Below are 16,764 nucleotides of genomic sequence, written 5' to 3'. Positions count from 1 at the left end.
CCGCCATGCGAAACGATGCGCGCGTCGCGCCGTAACGGGCGCCGATTGCAACCGTCTCAATACATGGGAGGAGACAGACATGAAATTCCTGACCGCCGCCGCCACGGCCGTGGCCCTGTCCATCACCGCCGGCGCCGCAAGCGCGGCCTGCGACGATGGCGAGATCGTCGTCAAGTTCAGCCACGTCACCAACACCGACAAGCACCCCAAGGGGATCGCCGCGTCGCTGCTGGAACAGCGCGTGAACGACGAGATGAACGGCACGATGTGCATGGAAGTCTATCCGAACTCGACGCTTTACAACGACAACAAGGTGCTGGAAGCGATGCTGCAGGGCGACGTGCAGCTGGCCGCGCCGTCGCTGTCGAAATTCGAGAAGTTCACCAAGCAGTTCCGCCTGTTCGACCTGCCCTTCATGTTCAAGGACATCGACGCCGTGGACGCGTTCCAGGCTTCGGACAACGGTCAGGCGATGCTTGACTCGATGCAGCGCCGCGGCCTGCAGGGGCTGGCCTACTGGCATAACGGCATGAAGCAGATGTCGGCCAACAAGCCGCTGCTGGAGCCGTCGGACGCCAACGGCCTGAAATTCCGCGTGCAGTCCTCGGACGTTCTGGTGGCGCAGATGGAAGCCATCGGCGGCAGCCCGCAGAAAATGGCGTTTTCCGAAGTTTACGGCGCGCTGCAGCAGGGTGTCGTGGACGGGCAGGAAAACACCTGGTCGAACATCTACGGCAAGAAGTTCTTCGAGGTGCAGGACGGCATCACCGAAACCAACCACGGTGTGATCGACTATCTGGTGGTGACCAATATCGACTGGCTGGAAGGGCTGGACGCCGAGGTGCGCGAGCAGTTCCTGACCATCCTCGGTGAAGTGACCGAGGCGCGCAACAGCGAGTCGGCCAAGGTGAACCAGGAGGCCAAGCAGGCGGTCATCGACGCCGGTGGCGAAGTGCGCCAGCTGACCGACGAACAGCGCACCATGTGGGTCGATGCGATGAAACCCGTCTGGGACCAGTTCAAGGACGACGTGGGCCAGGAAAACATCGACGCCGCCCAGGCCATCAACGCCAGCATGTAAGACCGGGCTGCGCGCAGTCGCAGCCACCGGGGCGGGCCATAACCGCATGGCCCGCCCTTTTTGCAACCACAGCCGGGAGGGGGAACAATGCAGATCGGGCACAGCCTGACGGACAGGATCGAGGAGACGGTGATCGCCGTGCTGCTTGGCCTGATGACGATGGTGACCTTCGCCAATGTCGTCGCCCGTTACCTGTTCAATTCAAACATTCTCTGGGCGCTCGAGGTCACCGTGTTCATGTTCGGCTGGCTGGTTCTGCTGGGCGCCTCCTATGCGGTGAAGAAACACGCCCATCTGGGGGTGGATGCGATCCTCAACATGGTGTCCGCGCCGATGCGGCGCAGTCTGGCGCTGATTTCGGTGGCGTGCTGCCTGGTGTTTTCGCTGCTGCTGCTCAAGGGCGCCTGGGATTACTGGTCGGTCTTTGCCGAACTGCCGCCCACCACGGGCCGCTGGTTCCCCACCGGGTTCGACTGGGAGGCGCGCGGACAGGGCTGGTACGAGGTGCAGGACATCCCGATGATCGCGCCGTTCCGGTTCCTGGAAGAACTGATCAATTACGGCGAAAGCTACGAGAAGATTCCCAAGGCCATTCCCTATGTGGTCCTGCCCGTGTCGATGCTGCTGCTGGTGATCCGCTTCGTGCAGGCGGCGGTGGGCATCCTGAAGGGCGACGTGGACCGTCTGGTCGCCAGTCACGAGGTCGAGGACGAACTGGACAACGTCCGCGCCCAACAGGGGGAGCATGACTGATGGAAGTGGTTCTTTTGTTCTTCATGGTGGTCGGGCTGCTGTTGATCGGCGTGCCCATCGCCGTTTCGCTGGGGCTGAGCTCCACCCTGTTCCTGCTGTGGTTCTCGGAAAGCTCGATGGCGTCCATCGCGCAGACGCTGTTCGAAGCCTTCGAGGGGCATTTCACCCTGCTGGCGATCCCGTTCTTCATCCTCGCCTCGTCCTTCATGACGACGGGCGGCGTGGCGCAGCGGATCATCCGGTTTTCCATAGCCTGCGTGGGGCACCTGCATGGCGGGCTGGCCATTGCCGGGGTCTTCGCCTGCATGCTGTTCGCCGCGCTGTCGGGCTCGAGCCCGGCCACGGTGGTGGCCATCGGGACGATCGTGATCGCGGGTATGCGCCAGGTGGGCTATACCCGTGACTTCGCCGCCGGCGTCATCGCCAATGCCGGGACACTGGGCATCCTGATCCCGCCGTCGATCGTGATGGTGGTCTATGCCGCCGCGGTCGAGGTATCGGTGGGCCGGATGTTCCTGGCCGGTGTGATTCCGGGGCTGATGGCGGGCTTCATGCTGATGACCGCGATCTATATCATGGCGCGGCTGCGCAACATGCCCAAGGGCGAGTGGCAGGGCTGGGGCGAGATCTTCGCCTCGGGGCGAGATGCGGCCTGGGGGCTGTTCCTGATCGTCATCATCCTGGGCGGCATCTATGGCGGCATCTTCACCCCGACCGAAGCGGCGGCGGTGGCGGCGGTCTATGCCTTCTTCATCGCCAGCTTCGTCTACAAGGACATGGGGCCGCTGGCGACCGAGGGCGAAGGGCGCAACCTGTCGCTGCTGCGTAAACCGCAGGCGCTGATCACCGCATTCTTCCACGCCGACACGCGCCACACGCTGTTCGAGGCGGGCAAGCTGACGGTGACGCTGCTGTTCGTGATCGCCAACGCGCTGATCCTGAAACACGTCCTGACCGACGAACAGATCCCGCAACAGATCGCCAGCGCCATGCTGAGCGCCGGGTTCGGGCCGGTGATGTTCCTGATCGTGGTCAACGTGATCCTGCTGATCGGCGGGCAGTTCATGGAGCCCTCGGGGCTTCTGGTGATCGTGGCACCGCTGGTGTTCCCGATCGCCATCGAACTGGGGATCGACCCGATCCACCTAGGCATCATCATGGTGGTGAACATGGAAATCGGCATGATCACCCCGCCTGTGGGCCTGAACCTGTTCGTGACCTCGGGCGTGGCGGGCATGCCGATGATGGGTGTGGTGCGCGCCGCCCTGCCCTTCCTCGCGGTGCTGTTCGTGTTCCTGATCATGGTGACCTACATCCCCGCGATCTCGACCTTCCTGCCCAACACCTTCATGGGGCCGGAAATCATAACGAAGTGACCCGCTCACGGACCTTCGGGACGAGGCCCCGGCGATTGCCGCTGGGGCCTCGTCTTTGCCTGGATATCCGGCTCTTGCAGACCGCTCCGGCTGTCCGGGGCTGATATGTCGGATGCCTCCGGCGGGGATATTTGGGGCAAGAAGAAAGCCCGCTAACCGCTTTTTAACCAACGCCCCGTAACGTGGTGGATGCGGTACAGGCGGGGACGCCGATGACCGTGCAAGGAGAAAGGTTCGACCTTTTTCGGAAGGGGGGAGGAATAGCCCCCCTTTTCTTCTTGCTGAAAATATCCCCGCCGGAGGCATGGAATCTTTTTGGGTGGACGGTCAGCCGCTGGCGTGAAGGGCGGCAAGGGAAGCGACGCGGTCGGCCACGGAGGGGTCCGGCGCGCAGCTGCGGCGGGTTTGCAGGCTGACATGGATCATCAGCTGGTCGCAACTGGCCAGAACCTCACCATCGCTGGCGCGGATCAGTTCGTGGGCGCAGCGCAGTTTCTTGCCCTGCCCCTCGGTGATGCGGGTCTGTACGCGCACCCGTTCCCCGGAATGGGTTTCGGCCAGGTATTTCGTCGTGGTCTCGACGGTGAAATAGCTGAGGCCCGAGGCGATGTAATCCTCGCCCGCACCGACATGCGCCAGGACCGCGTCGGCGGCGTCGGAGAATATCTGGCCGTAGCGGCCTTCGTTCATGTGGCCGTTCAGGTCGGTCCAGTCCACCGGGATCACGCGATCCTGGCTGATCAGCGGAGCGCTGTCGGACAGGGGCGCGCGCAGGGCCTGTTGGTGAGCATTGATCAGGCGGCCCGTGGCGTTGTCTTGCTGGCGCAGGGCGCGCATCATGGCGATGAGGTTGCCGTCACGTTTGCGTTCGAGCTGGCGGATCGACAGGTGGCCGGATTGCGCATCGGACTGCGCGGCGATCTTGTCGATCAGCGTATCGGACAGGTCGGGCACGTCGGTCAGTTTCGACCAGGGCCAGTGCAGGGTCGGGCCGAACTGGGCGATGAAATGGCGCATGCCGTCCTCGCCCCCGGCAATGCGGTAGGTTTCGAACAGCCCCATCTGCCCCCAGCGCAAGCCGAAGGCGTAGCGGATGGCGTTGTCGATTTCCTCGGTGGTGGCGATGTCGTCATTGACCAGCCAGAGAGCCTCGCGCCAGACGGATTCGAGCAGGCGGTCGGCGATATGGGCCTCGATTTCCTTGCGCACGAGCAGCGGGCACATCCCAAGCGAGGTGAGCATGGCCTTGCAGGTATCCACCGCCTCCGGGTCGGTGGCCGGTGAGGGCACGAGTTCGACCAGCGGCAGAAGGTAGACCGGGTTGAACGGGTGTGTGACCATGATGCGCGCGGGGTCTGCCGCGCCCTGTTGCAGTTCGGAGGGCATGAAGCCCGAAGTGGACGAGCCGATCAGTGCCGCCGGGTTGGCGGCCTGAACCTCGGCAAAGACCCGGTGTTTGAGGTCGAGCCGTTCGCTGACGCTTTCCTGCACCCAGTCGGCATCGTTCACCGCTTCGGCGATGGTCGCGTGAAAGGTCAGCGCGCCTTCGTCCGGCAGGGCGCAATCGTAGAGCATGGGCAGGGCGCGGCGGGCGTTATCCAGAACCTCGCCGATCTTGCGCCCGGCCTGCGGGTCGGGGTCGAACACCTGCACGTTCCAGCCGTTGAGCAGGAAGCGCGCCGCCCATCCGCCGCCGATGACGCCGCCGCCGATGATCGCTGCCGTTCTGGTCATTGTCCGTCTCCTGTCAGCGCGGGATGAGGGCGCCGGTCTGGTATCCGTTGAAGTCGAGTATCTCGCGGGCGGCGGTGATCCTGTCGTCACCGCCCGAGGTAGCGCGGTCCAGCACCCAGCCGAAGCGCCCGTCGGGCGTGCCGATGGCGGCGGTGCGGTAATCGGCATCGACCCAGACCACCCAGATCTGCCACTCGGCCCCGTCCGCGGCGCGCAGCGCCCAGCGGTTGGGCCCCAGCGGTCTGGCGGGGTAGGTGCTGCGCCGGGGTTCGCATGCGCCGGACTCGTTGCAGATGCGGCGGGTCAGGGCGAAGGCCTCTTGCCCGCCGGGGCGGTAGGTGACGGCGCTCAGGGAGGCATCACCGGGGGTTGCGGCGCGCACCCGCCATTCCCCGGCCAGACGCGCGGCATCGTGGCGGGTGGTGACCGAAAGCGGCTGATCGGTGTTGCGGTAGGACGGCGTGGGCGTCGTGGCGCAGGCCATCAGCAGGGTCAGCGCGGCAAGGGCGATGGCGGGGCGGATCATGGGGGAGCCTTCCTTTCAGGGTGTCACGCCAGACTGCGCGATGGCCCGGCCATGAGCAACGTCCAATCGGGCGAAGGCGGGTCGGGGCATCCGCACTCAGCCCCTGGGGGCCTGTTTGGTCAGGTTCAGTTTCTTACGCACCTCTTGCGGTCCGATGACCCGCGCGCCGAGGTTTTCGACGATCGCCGCCGCGCGTTCGACCAGTTGCCAGTTTTCGGCCAGAACGCCGCGATCCAGCATCAGGTTGTCTTCGAGCCCCACGCGCACATGCCCGCCCGCCAGCACCGAGGCCGCGACATAGGGCATCTGGTTGCGCCCCAGCGAAAAGGCCGAGAACGTCCAGTCGGGCGGCACGTTGTTGACCATCGCCATGAAGGTGTTCAGGTCGTCCGGCGCGCCCCAGGGCACGCCCATGCACAGTTGCACCAGCGCGTCGGGGGCGAGGATGCCGTCGGCCACCAGTTGCCTTGCATACCACAGGTGGCCGGTGTCGAAGGCCTCGATCTCGGGTTTGACGCCGAGGTCGGTCATCATGCGGCCCATCGCCTGCAACATGCCCGGCGTGTTGGTCATGACGTAATCGGATTCGGCGAAATTCATGGTGCCGCAATCGAGCGTGCAGATTTCCGGCAGGCATTCGGCGATATGGGCGACGCGTTCGGTGGCACCGGCCATGTCGGTGCCTGCGGGGTCGAGCGGCAGGGGCTGTTCCACCCCGCCGAATGTGATGTCGCCGCCCATGCCCGCCGTCAGGTTCAGCACCACGTCGGTATCTGAGGCGCGGATCAGGTCGGTGAGTTCTCGAAACAGGCGCGGATCGCGCGAGGGGGCGCCGGTATCGGGGTCGCGCACATGGCAATGCACGATGGCCGCCCCGGCCCTCGCGGCGGCGATGGCGCTGTCGGCGATCTGGCGCGGCGAGCGGGGGACGTGCGGGCTGCGGTCCTGCGTTGCGCCCGAGCCGGTGACGGCGCAGGTGATGAAAACCTCTCGGGTCATGGCTAGCGGCATCGGGGCCTCCCTGAAACGGTGTGTCCGGGGAAGCGTATCGCGATGGCGGGACTGCGCATTTTGCCGTAAAAGACAAATATCATGCAGAAATGGACCAAACCCGCGCAATCCCCGGTGCGTATCGCCCTGTTGGTGTTCGATGCGTTTTCCAACCTGTGCCTTGCCAATTGCCTTGAGCCTCTGCGCGCGGCCAACACCCTGGTGCGGCGGGAGGCGTTCGACTGGCAGATCGTGACGATGGAGGGTGCGCCTGCCCTGTCGTCGAGCGGGTTGCAGGTGCTGCCCGATGCGGCGCTGGCACAGATTGGGCGGGTAGACTACCTGTTCGTGCTGGCGGGCTACGATCATCGCCGCCATGACACCCCCGCCACGCGCCGCGCCTTGCGGGCGGCGGTGGCCGGGGCGGGCACGGTCGTGGGGCTGGATGCGGGGCCTTGGTTGCTGGCCTCGGCGGGGCTGTTGGCGGGGCGGCGGGCGACGCTGCACTGGGATCTTCTGGATGCGTTCACCGAGCGGTTTCTGGAGGTGGAGGCCGAACGCGCCCGTGTCATCCGCGACGGCCCGTGGTGGAGCTGCGCCGGGGCGATGTCGGCGATGGACATGACGATGGGGCTGATCGCGGATCATCTGGGCCTGTCGGTGCGGCTGGATGCCGAGGCGCTGTTCATTCAGGGCGATCCACCGCTGGACGCCGGGCGCGAGCGGCAGGCGGTCAGCGATCCGCTGGTGCAGCGGGCGCTGGCCCTGATGCGCGAGCATGTCGAAGCCCCCCTGCCCCTTGCCGCGCTGGCGCGGGCGCTGTCGTGCCAGCCGCGCACGCTGGACCGGCGGTTTCGCGCCCGGCTGGGTGCGCCGCCCGGCATGGTTTATCGCCATTTGCGGCTGGCGGCGGCGCGGCGGATGCTGGAGACGACCGGGCTGAGCGTGGCCGAGATCGCCCTGCGAAGCGGTTATGACAGCCCTGCCGCGCTGAGCCGTGCGGTACGGCAGGTATACGGGATAACGCCTTCGGACCTGCGGGGCGGCGGGTAGCCGTGGCTTGTCCTGTCCGGTGTTTCAGCGCAAGATCACGCGCATGACCGATCAGCCTTCTGCCCCCCGTTTCCGCCTGCGCCTGCATTTCGCCCCCGGCGGGATGCTGGGGCCCGGCAAGGCCGAATTGCTGGAACGGATCGCGCGGACCGGATCGATCGCCGCCGCCGGGCGCGAGATGGGCATGAGCTACAAGCGCGCGTGGCAGTTGGTGGAAACGATGAACGCCATGTTCCGCGAACCGCTGGTCGAAAGCACGCGGGGCGGCGCCAGGGGCGGCGGTGCGGAGGTGACCGAGACCGGACAGGCCGTTCTGGCCGAGTTTCGCGGGCTGGAGGATGCCGCCCGGAAGGCCGGGGCCGATCACATTGCAAGGTTGCAGGCGATGCTGCGCGATATTCCCGATGGGAAATAGCGCTTGCCTTATGATCCTCCAGACCGTTATTCCCGATGAGATATAACGAAACTGCGGAGAGAATCGCATGGGTCTGTTCACATCGGCGCGCCGCCTTGCGGGTTGGACGCTGGCCTTTTCGATCTGCACCCCGGTCACTGTTCTGGCCGAGGAAATCACGGTTTTCGCCGCCGCCAGCATGACCAACGCCATGGCCGAAATCGAAGAACGGTTCGAATCCGAGACCGGCCATGACATGTCGGTGTCGCTGGCCGGGTCCTCGGCGCTGGCGCGTCAGATTCAGCAGGGCGCCCCGGCGGATGTGTTCGTTTCGGCCAATCCCGGCTGGATGGATGCGCTTGAAGAGGACGGGTTGCTGGAGCCGGGCACGCGGTTCGACCTGCTGGCCAATTCCATCGTCCTGATCGCGCATGGCACGGATGCCGGCAAGGTCGAGATCGGCCCCGAGATGGACCTGCCCGCCCTTCTGGCGGGCGGCAAGTTGGCGATGGCGCTGGTCGATGCGGTACCGGCGGGGATTTACGGCAAGGCCGCGCTGGAACATCTGGGCCTGTGGCAGGGCATCGCGCCGCAAGTGGTGCAGGCCGACAATGTGCGCGCCGCGCTGGCGCTGGTGTCCCTGGGCGAAGCGCCCTACGGGATTGTCTATGCCACCGATGCCGTGGCCGATGACAAGGTGACCGTTGTCGCGACCTTTCCCAAGGACAGCCACCCGCCCATCGTCTATCCCGCAGCCGATATCGCGGGCCGCGATACCGGGGTCGAGGCGGAATTTCTGGACTACCTGCGCGGACCGGTTGCGCGCGCGGCCTTCGAGCGGCAGGGTTTTGTCGTCGTGACGGAATAAACGGAAACGATGGGCTGGCTGGGACCACAGGAATGGGAGGCTGTGGCGCTGTCGCTGCGCGTGTCGTTCTGGGCGACGCTGGCCGCGCTGCCGGTTGGAATTCTCGTGGCGCATGCGCTGGCGCGGTGGTCCTTTCCGGGCAAGCAGGTGTTGAACGGGCTCGTGCACCTGCCGCTGATCCTGCCGCCGGTGGTGACGGGCTACCTGCTGTTGCTGACCTTCGGCACCAAGGGGCCGGTGGGCGGGCTGTTGCAGGACTTCGGCATCGTCCTGGCCTTTCGCTGGACGGGGGCGGCGCTGGCGGCGGGGGTCATGGGCTTTCCGCTGATGGTGCGGGCGATCCGCCTGTCGATCGAGGCGGTGGACCCCAAGCTGGAACAGGCCGCCGCCACATTGGGCGCATCGCGCGCCTGGGTGTTCACGACCGTCACGCTGCCGCTGATCCTGCCGGGGATCATCGCGGGCAGTATTCTGGGCTTTGCCAAGGCCATGGGCGAATTCGGCGCGACGATCACCTTCGTGTCGAACATCCCCGGCGAAACGCGCACCGTTCCCTCGGCCATCTATGCCTTCTTGCAGGTGCCGGGCGGCGAGGGATCGGCCATGCGGCTGGTCATCGTGTCGGTGGTGGTGGCGATGGCGGCCTTGCTGATCTCCGAGTGGCTGGCGCGCCGCGCCGCGAACCGGGTGGCGGGCACATGACGCTGTCGGTGCGGATCAAACACGATCTGGGGCGGTTCGCACTCGATGTCGCGTTCGAGGCGCCGCCGGGGCTGACCGTGCTGTATGGGCGCTCGGGCTCGGGCAAGACGACGGTGATCAACGCGGTGGCCGGGCTGCTGACACCCGACGAGGGGCGGATCGCCGTGGACGGGCAAACCCTGCTGGACCGCGCGCAGGGCGTGAACCTGCCGCCGCATCGCCGGGGGCTTGGCTACGTGTTTCAGGAGGGGCGGCTGTTTCCGCATCTGAGCGTGCGGCAGAACCTGAAATACGGGCGGTGGTTTCGCAAGACGGGCCGCAGCAGTTTCGATCAGGTGGTCGATATGCTGGGCATCGGGGCGTTGCTGGAGCGCCGTCCCGGCGCGCTGTCGGGGGGCGAAAAGCAGCGCGTCGCCATTGGCCGGGCGCTGTTGAGCGATCCGTCGATCATTCTGGCGGACGAGCCGCTGGCGGCGCTGGACGAGGACCGCAAGGCCGAGATTCTGCCCTATTTCGAGCGGCTGCGCGACGAGGTGTCGGTGCCAATCCTTTATGTCAGCCATTCCGCCGCCGAGGTGGCCCGGCTGGCCACCACCGTCGTGGCCCTGCAGGACGGGCGCGTGGCCGGTCAGGGCCCCGCCGCCGAGGTTCTGGGCGATCCGATGCTGACCCCGCTTGGCGCGCGGGCCGCAGGTGCGGTGCTGGCCGCTACGGTGGCGGCGCATCACGAGGACGGGCTGTCGGAGCTGGATGCGGGGGGCGTGCCGCTGTTTTTGCCGCGCGTGCCCCATGCCATCGGCCAGCCGATCCGCATCCGCATCGCGGCGCAGGAGGTGGTGCTGTCCCGCAAGAGGCCCGAGGGCCTGTCGGCGCTGAACATCCTGCCCGGAACCATCGAACAGATCCGCCCCGGCGCGGGGCCGGGGGCCATCGTCTCGCTGGCCACACCGGCGGGCCGGGTTCTGGCGCGGGTGACGCAACGCTCGGCCAGGGCGATGGGGCTGGAGCCGGGCGTGACCTGCCACGCCATCGTCAAAACCGTCGCCATCGCCCCCGAAGACGTGGGCGGCACGGAGTTTTCGCGGCACCCGTAGGGGCCAACCCCGATCACTCCTCCTCGCGGAAATCCGCGTGACAGGCGTTGCATGTCGCCGCGACGTGCCACGCCGCGAACACCGCGCCGCTTTGGTTCATCATGCCGCCCCTGCCCATCAGACCGCCCTCTCGCATCATGCCGGGGCCCATTTCAGCCTGTTCCCAATCTTTCGGCAGCCTGCCTTGCGAGGACCTGCCGGCCTGCACCGCAAGTTCACCAGACCAGCGTTCGAGCATCCATGCATAATGTTCGAAAGTCTCGAAATCCTGCCAAATCCCGGCTTTGGCCTCGCTCGGCGGTCCATCCGAGCCGCGCGGGAACAGATCGGTCATATGCCTGCCCGCCCCAGCGCGTATTTCCTGCGCAGCGCTTTGGACGGAACGGGCGTCATAGGACAGTTCCCCGTGCATCATTGCGAACACGCGTTCGATCAACTCCTCGAAACGCTCCATTTGTTCCATGCGTTGTTTGACGACACCTGTCGCGCTTTCATGTGCGGCCGCAAGCGGCGCAAGGGCGACGGAAAACAGCGCAATCATTACCCGGACCTTCATGACGGTCTCCTTTCACTTCAGGTTTGCGCTATAGGAACAGTATATCATAAATCGCCCTGAAATGTAGTTGGGGCTGCCGCTTTCCGATGTGTCAGGAAAAGGACACCGATTGCGCCCGAAGGCTCGGGAGAATTGGCAATGCGTATGTGTCTTGACCAAAGCACATCGGCTTGACCGTTGAGAGTCATACGCAAATAAGGGATTGTTGGTAGCGGAGGAGACGGGGCCCCGGCGAACGAATGGGACACCGAACAATGGCCGGTTATGCGTGGCGCGCGCTTGGAACACACCGAATAGGAAGACGGTCGGGACCGCTCAGATTTCCGGATTGACTAGCTATTTACATCGCTTTCGCAGTTTGACGCGTGGTTTTCGAGCAGGTCGATAAACTCCTCGGCGTTTTCAGGCGGAAGATAAAATGAGAACGAATAATCGTCTAAAGGTTGATTGATTTCCACGCCGGAGCAGAATGTCGTGGTTTCCATGGATTTCGAATAATACTCAGGCTCAATCTCTTCTCGATATCTTTTGCTCAATGAACGCAGACGGGCGTCTACATCGGCAGGGTATCTTGCATATTCCTCTTCGAAGATTCGTGAACTGGTGTCGTTCGCTCTCTTCAGAAATTTTCCGTATAGCCATTTATATGAATAGCTCAGGCTTACTTCTGAAAGCGCGGTATACCCTTCGCCTACCTTCCTGACGCGGACGTCCTCGCTCCCGGAGTTTAGCATTCTGACATCGAGGATTTCTTCCCTCATTTCAAAACTGGCACCGCGTGAGCAAGCATCCAGCTTGTCCACTGTCAGGTGCAGGACGCAGCCTTCGAACGACGCAATCGTTTTGGATGCAAGGAGACCATCTGGGGAGAAATTGTCTCTTGTCAGGAGGTCCGCCAATCGTTTGGCGGACTCCGCCTTTGCTGGCCCACATGCCAAACACAACGAAGTTAGCGCCGCAGCGGCAGTCGAAAGTTTCATTGTCAGTTTTACTCCAGCACAAAGGAATACAGATAACAGGTTCTCCCAAAATGTCGTATCCGGTTCAAATAGTGCATTCTTGTGACTATCCCTTGGCATTAATCCGTCAGCACCTCCAACGTCGCGGCAAGCTGAGCGTCCAAGATTCAAACTTGGTGTGCCAAAGCTACTGCAAATCCGTCGCAAAGGTAGCGGCGCGCCACATCCAAAGACACTAAAGCCCTTGTTTTTCTTTTTCGCTGTTTGGGATTGTTGGTAGCGGAGGAGGGACTTGAACCCCCGACACGCGGATTATGATTCCGCTGCTCTAACCAACTGAGCTACTCCGCCAGAACGAGGCGCTAGGTATGACAGGCCGCGCCTTGCGTCAAGGCGAAAAAACCGGTTTTTCGGCGGGATGGCTCCTGTCGGGTCAGCTATCGGGCAAAAGGGCTTCGATTGCGCGGGTGAGTTGGGCCGATTGCGGGCGCACGACGGAGCCATAGGTTTTCACCACCGCGCCGTCGGGGCCGATCAGGATCTTGTTGAAGTTCCATCCCGGCGTGAACCCTTCGGTCCGGGCGACCCATTTGTAGAAGGGATGCGCGTCATCGCCGCGCACATGGGTGATGGTGGTCATCGGCAGGTCGAGATCGAAATTCACCTCGCAGAAGTCGGCGACCTCCTGATCCGTGGACAGTTCCTGCTTGAAGTCCTGCGACGGCACGGCCAGCACCACCAACCCGCGCTCGCGATACCGGTCATAGAGCGCCTGCAACCCGTCATATTGCGGGGTGTAGCCACAGCGCGAGGCGGTGTTCACCACCAGAACCGGCCTGCCCTGCCAATCCTCAAAGGACAACGTGCCGCCGTCGATCGAGTCAAAGCTCCACACCCCCGGCGCGGCCATGACCGGAGAGGCCAGGACACCGGCCAGCGCACAGATCGCGGCAGCAAGGTGAAGGCGGAACATGCGGATCATGAGGGCGTCCTTTCCCATAGGGGTGTCATACAAAGTTAGACCGCCCCATTGCATTGTCCAGTGACATCTTGCGTCCTCCGGGTGGCTGGCGCATCTTGGCGGGCATGACCGATACACATTCCGACGACACCCTGAATCTGCTGGCCGATATTGTCGGTTCGGCGCATGTGGCCACCGGCGCGGAGGCCGCCCGCTGGAGCGAGGACTGGACCAGACAGGCGCACTGGACCCCGCTGGCGGTTGTCCGCCCGGCGACGACCGAAGAGGTTTCAGAGGTGGTCAGGCTGGCCAACCGGCTGGGCACGCCCATCGTGCCGGTTTCGGGCAATACCGGGCTGGTCGAGGGGACGCGCGCGGATGGGGCGATCATGGTGTCGCTGGATCGGATGTCGGCCATCCGCGAGGTGCGCCCCGAGGCCCGCATCGCCATTGTCGAGGCGGGCGCGATCCTGTCGCGCATCCACGAGGCCGCCGAGGAACATGACCTGATTTTCCCGCTGTTCTTCGGTGCGCGCGGGTCGGCCATGATCGGCGGTGCGCTGTCGACGAATGCGGGCGGGTCGAACGTGCTGCGCTATGGCAGCACCCGGCATCTGTGCCTCGGGATCGAGGCGGTTCTGCCCACGGGCGAGATCGTCGACCTGATGAGCGAGTTGCACAAGGACAATTCGGGCTATGACCTGCGCGACCTGCTGATCGGGGCCGAGGGCACGCTTGGCATCATCACCGCCGCCGTTCTGAAGCTGTACCCCAAACCGCGGGCCTATGCCACGGCGATGGTCGCGGTGCCGTCGCTGGATCGGGCGTTGGTGCTTTTGAACCGGCTGCAACAGGAAACCGGCGGTGCGGTGGAGGCGTTCGAATTCATGCCCGGCGTGTTCATGGACGCCTATCTGGACCGCTTCCCCGAGGCCCGCGCGCCCTTCGATGACCGCCATGACATCAACATCCTTGTCGAGGTCGGCGCGCTTGCGCCGCGCGATGCGCAACCGGGGCCGGATGGCACGGTGCCTGTCGCCGCGCATCTGGAAGAGGTGCTGGGGCAGTTGTTCGAGGACGGAGCGATTCTGGATGCCGTCGTGGCCCAAAGCGACACGCAACGGCAGGAAATGTGGGCGCGGCGCGAAGCCTCGGCCGAAGTGGCGCGGCTGCGCGCGAACGTGATCGACAACGATATCTGCGTGCCCGTGGACAAGATGCAGGTTTTCCTAGACCGCATCATCGCCCGCGCCAGGGATCTGGACCCCGGCCTGATACCGCTCTGCGTGGCCCATCTGGGCGACGGGAACCTGCATTTCGCGGGCTGGCCCGAATCCCAGGACCCGGAGGTGCACAAGGCGGTCAAGCAGGCGGTGGACGATACCGCCATGGACCTTGGCGGCAGTTTCTCGGCAGAGCACGGCGTGGGCCTGTCGAAGAAACCGGCGATGCAGCGGCACAAGAACCCGGCGGCGATGCAGGCGATGCGCGCGATCAAGCGGGCGCTTGATCCGAACGGGATCATGAACCCCGGCAAGGTGTTGCCGGACGCTTGATCCAATCGGCCTGACAGTTCGCTGCGCGGATCACTCGCGCCAGTCGAAGAACCCTTCGCCGGCCTGCTCCAGCAGCTTCACCGCCATGGCGCGGCCCAGCTCGGCGCCGTCTTCGACCGGGGCGATCTGATCGTCGCTGATCGCCTCGCTGCCATCGGGGCGCAGCACCTCGCCGCGCAGGCGCAGCGTGCCACCATCGAGCTCGGCCAGACCGGCAATCGGCGTTTCGCAAGAGCCATCCAGCGCCGCAAGAAAGGCGCGTTCGGCGGCCAGCCGTTGCCCCGTGGGCGTGTCGTGAATGGCTGCCAGCATGTCCGCAGCACGGGTATCATCCACACGCCGTTCGATCCCGATGGCGCCCTGCGCGACGGCGGGCAGCATTTCCTCGGGGGCGATGGCGGCGGTGGCCACGTCCGAGCGGCCCAGACGGTTCAGCCCGGCCATCGCAAGGAAGGTGCAGGCGGCGACGCCATCGTCGAGCTTCTTCAGGCGGGTCTGCACATTGCCGCGGAATTCGACCACCTGCAGATGCGGATAGGCTACCAGCACCTGCGCCTTGCGCCGCAGGGACGAGGTGCCGACCTTCGCCCCCTCGGGCAGGTCCGACAACCCGCCCACATGGGGCGAAACGAACGCATCGCGCACATCCTCGCGCGGCAGGTAGGTGTCCAGCACCAGCCCCTCGGGCTGCAGGACCGGCATGTCCTTCATCGAGTGGATCGCGATGTCGATATCCCCCCGGAGCATCGCATCCTCGATCTCGCGGGTGAACAGACCCTTGCCGCCGATCTCTTTCAGCGGGCGGTCGATGATCCGGTCGCCGGTGGTCTTGATCACCACGATCTCGAACGCCTCTGGCGGCAGGTCGAAGGCGGCGGACAGCCTGTCGCGGGTCTCATGAGCCTGCGCCAGCGCCAGCGGCGAGCCGCGCGTGCCCAGCTTCATCGGGGTGTCGGGGGTTGGCAAATCGCGTGTCATGGCGCTGGTCTAGCCCCCCTGCCCGCGACTGACAAGCGCAGGGTGCTTGACATTGTGTCGCCGGGGGGTGACCACCGTGCCAAACGGAGGATGACATGGCCGCGCAAAAGACGATCCTGAGGGCCCTTGCGGGCGAAACCCTTGAGACCCCGCCGATCTGGATGATGCGGCAGGCCGGGCGCTATCTGCCGGAATACCGCGCCACCCGCGCCGAGGCGGGCGATTTCCTTTCCTTGTGCTATAACAGTGACTTGGCCACCGAAGTCACCCTGCAACCGATCCGCCGATACGGGTTCGACGCGGCGATCCTGTTTGCCGATATCCTGCTGGTGCCGCAGGCCCTGGGGGCCGATCTGTGGTTCGTCACCGGCGAGGGGCCGCGCCTGTCGACGATCACCGGGCAGGCCGGGTTCGACGCGCTGAAACCGGCCAGCGAGATCCACGAAACGCTGAACCCGATTTACCAGACCGTGCGCAATCTGTCGCAGGCCCTGCCAGCCGAAACCACGCTGATCGGATTCGCCGGGGCACCCTGGACGGTGGCCACCTACATGATCGCCGGGCGCGGCACCCCGGATCAGGGGCCCGCGCATGCGCTCAAGACTGAAAACAAGGCGCTTTTCGAGGCGCTGCTGGAGCGGCTGACCGAAGCGACCGTCGAGTACCTCTCGGCCCAGATCGAAGCCGGGGCGGAATGCGTCAAGCTGTTCGACAGCTGGGCGGGATCGCTGAAAGGTGAAGATTTCGACAAGTACGCGACCGCCCCCGCGAAACGCATCATTTCCGAGCTCAAGGCGCGTCATCCCGGCATTCCGGTCATCGCCTTTCCTCGGGAAGCGGGCGATAAATACATAGGATTCCACGAAAAAACCGGGGCGGATTGCGTCGCGCTGGATGATTCGGTGACGCCGGAATGGGGGGCCGAACATGTGCAGCCCTCGGGTTGCGTGCAGGGGAACCTGGCGTCGAAACACATGGTGAGCGGCGGCGAGGCACTGGTGCGCGAAACCCGCCGGATCGTCGATGCCTTCCGCAATGGGCCGCATATCTTCAACCTCGGCCACGGGATCACACCGGACGCGGACCCCGACAACGTGCAACTGATGATCGACACGGTGCGCGGCGGCTGAGTTTCGTACGAAACGTACAAAGCGTAGGCGGGTTTTGTACGAAAATCGGGGCC

17 protein-coding genes and 1 tRNA gene are annotated in these 16,764 nt (G+C 64.8%); 10 read left to right on the top strand and 8 right to left on the bottom strand.

Translation table 11 applies throughout. The features are described 5' to 3' along the window. The first annotated feature begins 79 nt into the window (after positions 1 to 79). The 3 genes from KPG71_RS09600 (at position 80) to KPG71_RS09590 (ending at position 3,210) form a co-directional block, all read left to right on the top strand. Positions 80 to 1,081, top strand: coding sequence for a DctP family TRAP transporter solute-binding subunit (locus tag KPG71_RS09600; RefSeq protein WP_216337862.1), 1,002 nt, complete (start codon positions 80 to 82; stop codon positions 1,079 to 1,081). Positions 1,082 to 1,168: 87 nt separating this feature from the next. After that, positions 1,169 to 1,834 (top strand): TRAP transporter small permease, encoded by a 666-nt coding sequence (locus KPG71_RS09595; RefSeq protein ID WP_216337861.1) that lies wholly within the window; start codon positions 1,169 to 1,171, stop codon positions 1,832 to 1,834. Beyond that, positions 1,834 to 3,210: a TRAP transporter large permease gene (locus KPG71_RS09590; RefSeq protein WP_216337860.1), complete on the top strand. Its 1,377-nt coding sequence runs from the start codon at positions 1,834 to 1,836 to the stop codon at positions 3,208 to 3,210. The genes KPG71_RS09595 and KPG71_RS09590 overlap by 1 nt, the downstream gene beginning before the upstream one ends. Positions 3,211 to 3,537: 327 nt before the next feature. Here KPG71_RS09590 and KPG71_RS09585 read toward each other — a convergent pair whose 3' ends face one another. The 3 genes from KPG71_RS09585 to KPG71_RS09575 all read right to left on the bottom strand — a co-directional run bounded on the left by KPG71_RS09585 (position 3,538) and on the right by KPG71_RS09575 (position 6,481). After that, a complete protein-coding gene (locus KPG71_RS09585; protein ID WP_216337859.1) occupies positions 3,538 to 4,944 on the bottom strand; it encodes a carnitine 3-dehydrogenase in 1,407 nt (468 codons plus the stop codon). 13 nt (positions 4,945 to 4,957) lie between these two features. Then, positions 4,958 to 5,470 carry a lipocalin family protein gene (locus KPG71_RS09580; RefSeq protein ID WP_216337858.1) on the bottom strand — a complete coding sequence of 171 codons (513 nt, stop codon included), beginning with the start codon at positions 5,468 to 5,470 and terminating at the stop codon, positions 4,958 to 4,960. Between the two features lie 96 nt (positions 5,471 to 5,566). Beyond that, the gene (locus KPG71_RS09575) at positions 5,567 to 6,481 is read right to left on the bottom strand and encodes a 3-keto-5-aminohexanoate cleavage protein (protein ID WP_216337857.1); all 915 of its coding nucleotides are present in this window, start codon (positions 6,479 to 6,481) and stop codon (positions 5,567 to 5,569) included. A gap of 81 nt (positions 6,482 to 6,562) precedes the next feature. Here KPG71_RS09575 and KPG71_RS09570 point away from each other — a divergent pair, with 81 nt between their 5' ends. From KPG71_RS09570 to modC, 5 genes are all read left to right on the top strand, one after another. Next, on the top strand, positions 6,563 to 7,513 hold the full coding sequence (locus KPG71_RS09570) for a GlxA family transcriptional regulator (protein WP_216337856.1): 951 nt from the start codon (positions 6,563 to 6,565) through the stop codon (positions 7,511 to 7,513). A gap of 43 nt (positions 7,514 to 7,556) precedes the next feature. Beyond that, positions 7,557 to 7,928 carry a winged helix-turn-helix domain-containing protein gene (locus KPG71_RS09565; RefSeq protein ID WP_216337855.1) on the top strand — a complete coding sequence of 124 codons (372 nt, stop codon included), beginning with the start codon at positions 7,557 to 7,559 and terminating at the stop codon, positions 7,926 to 7,928. 67 nt (positions 7,929 to 7,995) lie between these two features. Next, positions 7,996 to 8,775 (top strand): molybdate ABC transporter substrate-binding protein, encoded by a 780-nt coding sequence (gene modA / locus KPG71_RS09560; protein WP_216337854.1) that lies wholly within the window; start codon positions 7,996 to 7,998, stop codon positions 8,773 to 8,775. 9 nt (positions 8,776 to 8,784) lie between these two features. Next, positions 8,785 to 9,477: a molybdate ABC transporter permease subunit gene (modB, locus tag KPG71_RS09555; protein ID WP_216337853.1), complete on the top strand. Its 693-nt coding sequence runs from the start codon at positions 8,785 to 8,787 to the stop codon at positions 9,475 to 9,477. Further along, positions 9,474 to 10,571, top strand: a complete 1,098-nt coding sequence (modC, locus tag KPG71_RS09550) for a molybdenum ABC transporter ATP-binding protein (RefSeq protein WP_216337989.1) — start codon at positions 9,474 to 9,476, stop codon at positions 10,569 to 10,571. Before modB ends, modC begins: the two co-directional genes overlap by 4 nt. A gap of 13 nt (positions 10,572 to 10,584) precedes the next feature. On the opposite strand, the gene KPG71_RS09545 is transcribed toward modC, so the two are convergent. From KPG71_RS09545 to KPG71_RS09530, 4 genes are all read right to left on the bottom strand, one after another. Then, positions 10,585 to 11,127, bottom strand: a complete 543-nt coding sequence (locus tag KPG71_RS09545) for a cytochrome c (RefSeq protein WP_216337852.1) — start codon at positions 11,125 to 11,127, stop codon at positions 10,585 to 10,587. Positions 11,128 to 11,459: 332 nt separating this feature from the next. Continuing rightward, positions 11,460 to 12,257 carry a hypothetical protein gene (locus KPG71_RS09540; protein WP_216337851.1) on the bottom strand — a complete coding sequence of 266 codons (798 nt, stop codon included), beginning with the start codon at positions 12,255 to 12,257 and terminating at the stop codon, positions 11,460 to 11,462. A gap of 103 nt (positions 12,258 to 12,360) precedes the next feature. Further along, positions 12,361 to 12,437: transfer RNA gene (locus tag KPG71_RS09535), tRNA-Met, on the bottom strand. 82 nt (positions 12,438 to 12,519) lie between these two features. Next, positions 12,520 to 13,059 carry a glutathione peroxidase gene (locus KPG71_RS09530; protein ID WP_216337988.1) on the bottom strand — a complete coding sequence of 180 codons (540 nt, stop codon included), beginning with the start codon at positions 13,057 to 13,059 and terminating at the stop codon, positions 12,520 to 12,522. A 113-nt stretch (positions 13,060 to 13,172) separates the two neighbouring features. On the opposite strand from KPG71_RS09530, the gene KPG71_RS09525 reads away from it, so the two are divergent. After that, positions 13,173 to 14,603, top strand: coding sequence for an FAD-binding oxidoreductase (locus KPG71_RS09525; protein ID WP_216337850.1), 1,431 nt, complete (start codon positions 13,173 to 13,175; stop codon positions 14,601 to 14,603). Positions 14,604 to 14,633: 30 nt separating this feature from the next. Here KPG71_RS09525 and hemC read toward each other — a convergent pair whose 3' ends face one another. Next, positions 14,634 to 15,581: a hydroxymethylbilane synthase gene (gene hemC, locus KPG71_RS09520; RefSeq protein ID WP_216337849.1), complete on the bottom strand. Its 948-nt coding sequence runs from the start codon at positions 15,579 to 15,581 to the stop codon at positions 14,634 to 14,636. Between the two features lie 95 nt (positions 15,582 to 15,676). On the opposite strand from hemC, the gene hemE reads away from it, so the two are divergent. Beyond that, on the top strand, positions 15,677 to 16,711 hold the full coding sequence (hemE, locus tag KPG71_RS09515) for a uroporphyrinogen decarboxylase (RefSeq protein WP_216337848.1): 1,035 nt from the start codon (positions 15,677 to 15,679) through the stop codon (positions 16,709 to 16,711). The last annotated feature ends 53 nt before the right edge of the window (positions 16,712 to 16,764 follow it).

Origin of the sequence: Roseovarius sp. PS-C2 (assembly GCF_018862045.1) — a bacterium.
Lineage (GTDB): Bacteria > Pseudomonadota > Alphaproteobacteria > Rhodobacterales > Rhodobacteraceae > Roseovarius.
Note: the sequence above shows the minus strand (reverse complement) of the source record. Positions and strands in the feature narration are given on the sequence as shown.

Coding starts and splice junctions, on each gene's coding strand:
- KPG71_RS09600 (WP_216337862.1), top strand. CDS start 80: ATGAAATTCCTGACCGCCGCCGCCACGGCCGTGGCCCTGTCCATCACC.
- KPG71_RS09595 (WP_216337861.1), top strand. CDS start 1,169: ATGCAGATCGGGCACAGCCTGACGGACAGGATCGAGGAGACGGTGATC.
- KPG71_RS09590 (WP_216337860.1), top strand. CDS start 1,834: ATGGAAGTGGTTCTTTTGTTCTTCATGGTGGTCGGGCTGCTGTTGATC.
- KPG71_RS09585 (WP_216337859.1), bottom strand. CDS start 4,944: ATGACCAGAACGGCAGCGATCATCGGCGGCGGCGTCATCGGCGGCGGA.
- KPG71_RS09580 (WP_216337858.1), bottom strand. CDS start 5,470: ATGATCCGCCCCGCCATCGCCCTTGCCGCGCTGACCCTGCTGATGGCC.
- KPG71_RS09575 (WP_216337857.1), bottom strand. CDS start 6,481: ATGCCGCTAGCCATGACCCGAGAGGTTTTCATCACCTGCGCCGTCACC.
- KPG71_RS09570 (WP_216337856.1), top strand. CDS start 6,563: ATGCAGAAATGGACCAAACCCGCGCAATCCCCGGTGCGTATCGCCCTG.
- KPG71_RS09565 (WP_216337855.1), top strand. CDS start 7,557: ATGACCGATCAGCCTTCTGCCCCCCGTTTCCGCCTGCGCCTGCATTTC.
- modA (WP_216337854.1), top strand. CDS start 7,996: ATGGGTCTGTTCACATCGGCGCGCCGCCTTGCGGGTTGGACGCTGGCC.
- modB (WP_216337853.1), top strand. CDS start 8,785: ATGGGCTGGCTGGGACCACAGGAATGGGAGGCTGTGGCGCTGTCGCTG.
- modC (WP_216337989.1), top strand. CDS start 9,474: ATGACGCTGTCGGTGCGGATCAAACACGATCTGGGGCGGTTCGCACTC.
- KPG71_RS09545 (WP_216337852.1), bottom strand. CDS start 11,127: ATGAAGGTCCGGGTAATGATTGCGCTGTTTTCCGTCGCCCTTGCGCCG.
- KPG71_RS09530 (WP_216337988.1), bottom strand. CDS start 13,059: ATGTTCCGCCTTCACCTTGCTGCCGCGATCTGTGCGCTGGCCGGTGTC.
- KPG71_RS09525 (WP_216337850.1), top strand. CDS start 13,173: ATGACCGATACACATTCCGACGACACCCTGAATCTGCTGGCCGATATT.
- hemC (WP_216337849.1), bottom strand. CDS start 15,581: ATGACACGCGATTTGCCAACCCCCGACACCCCGATGAAGCTGGGCACG.
- hemE (WP_216337848.1), top strand. CDS start 15,677: ATGGCCGCGCAAAAGACGATCCTGAGGGCCCTTGCGGGCGAAACCCTT.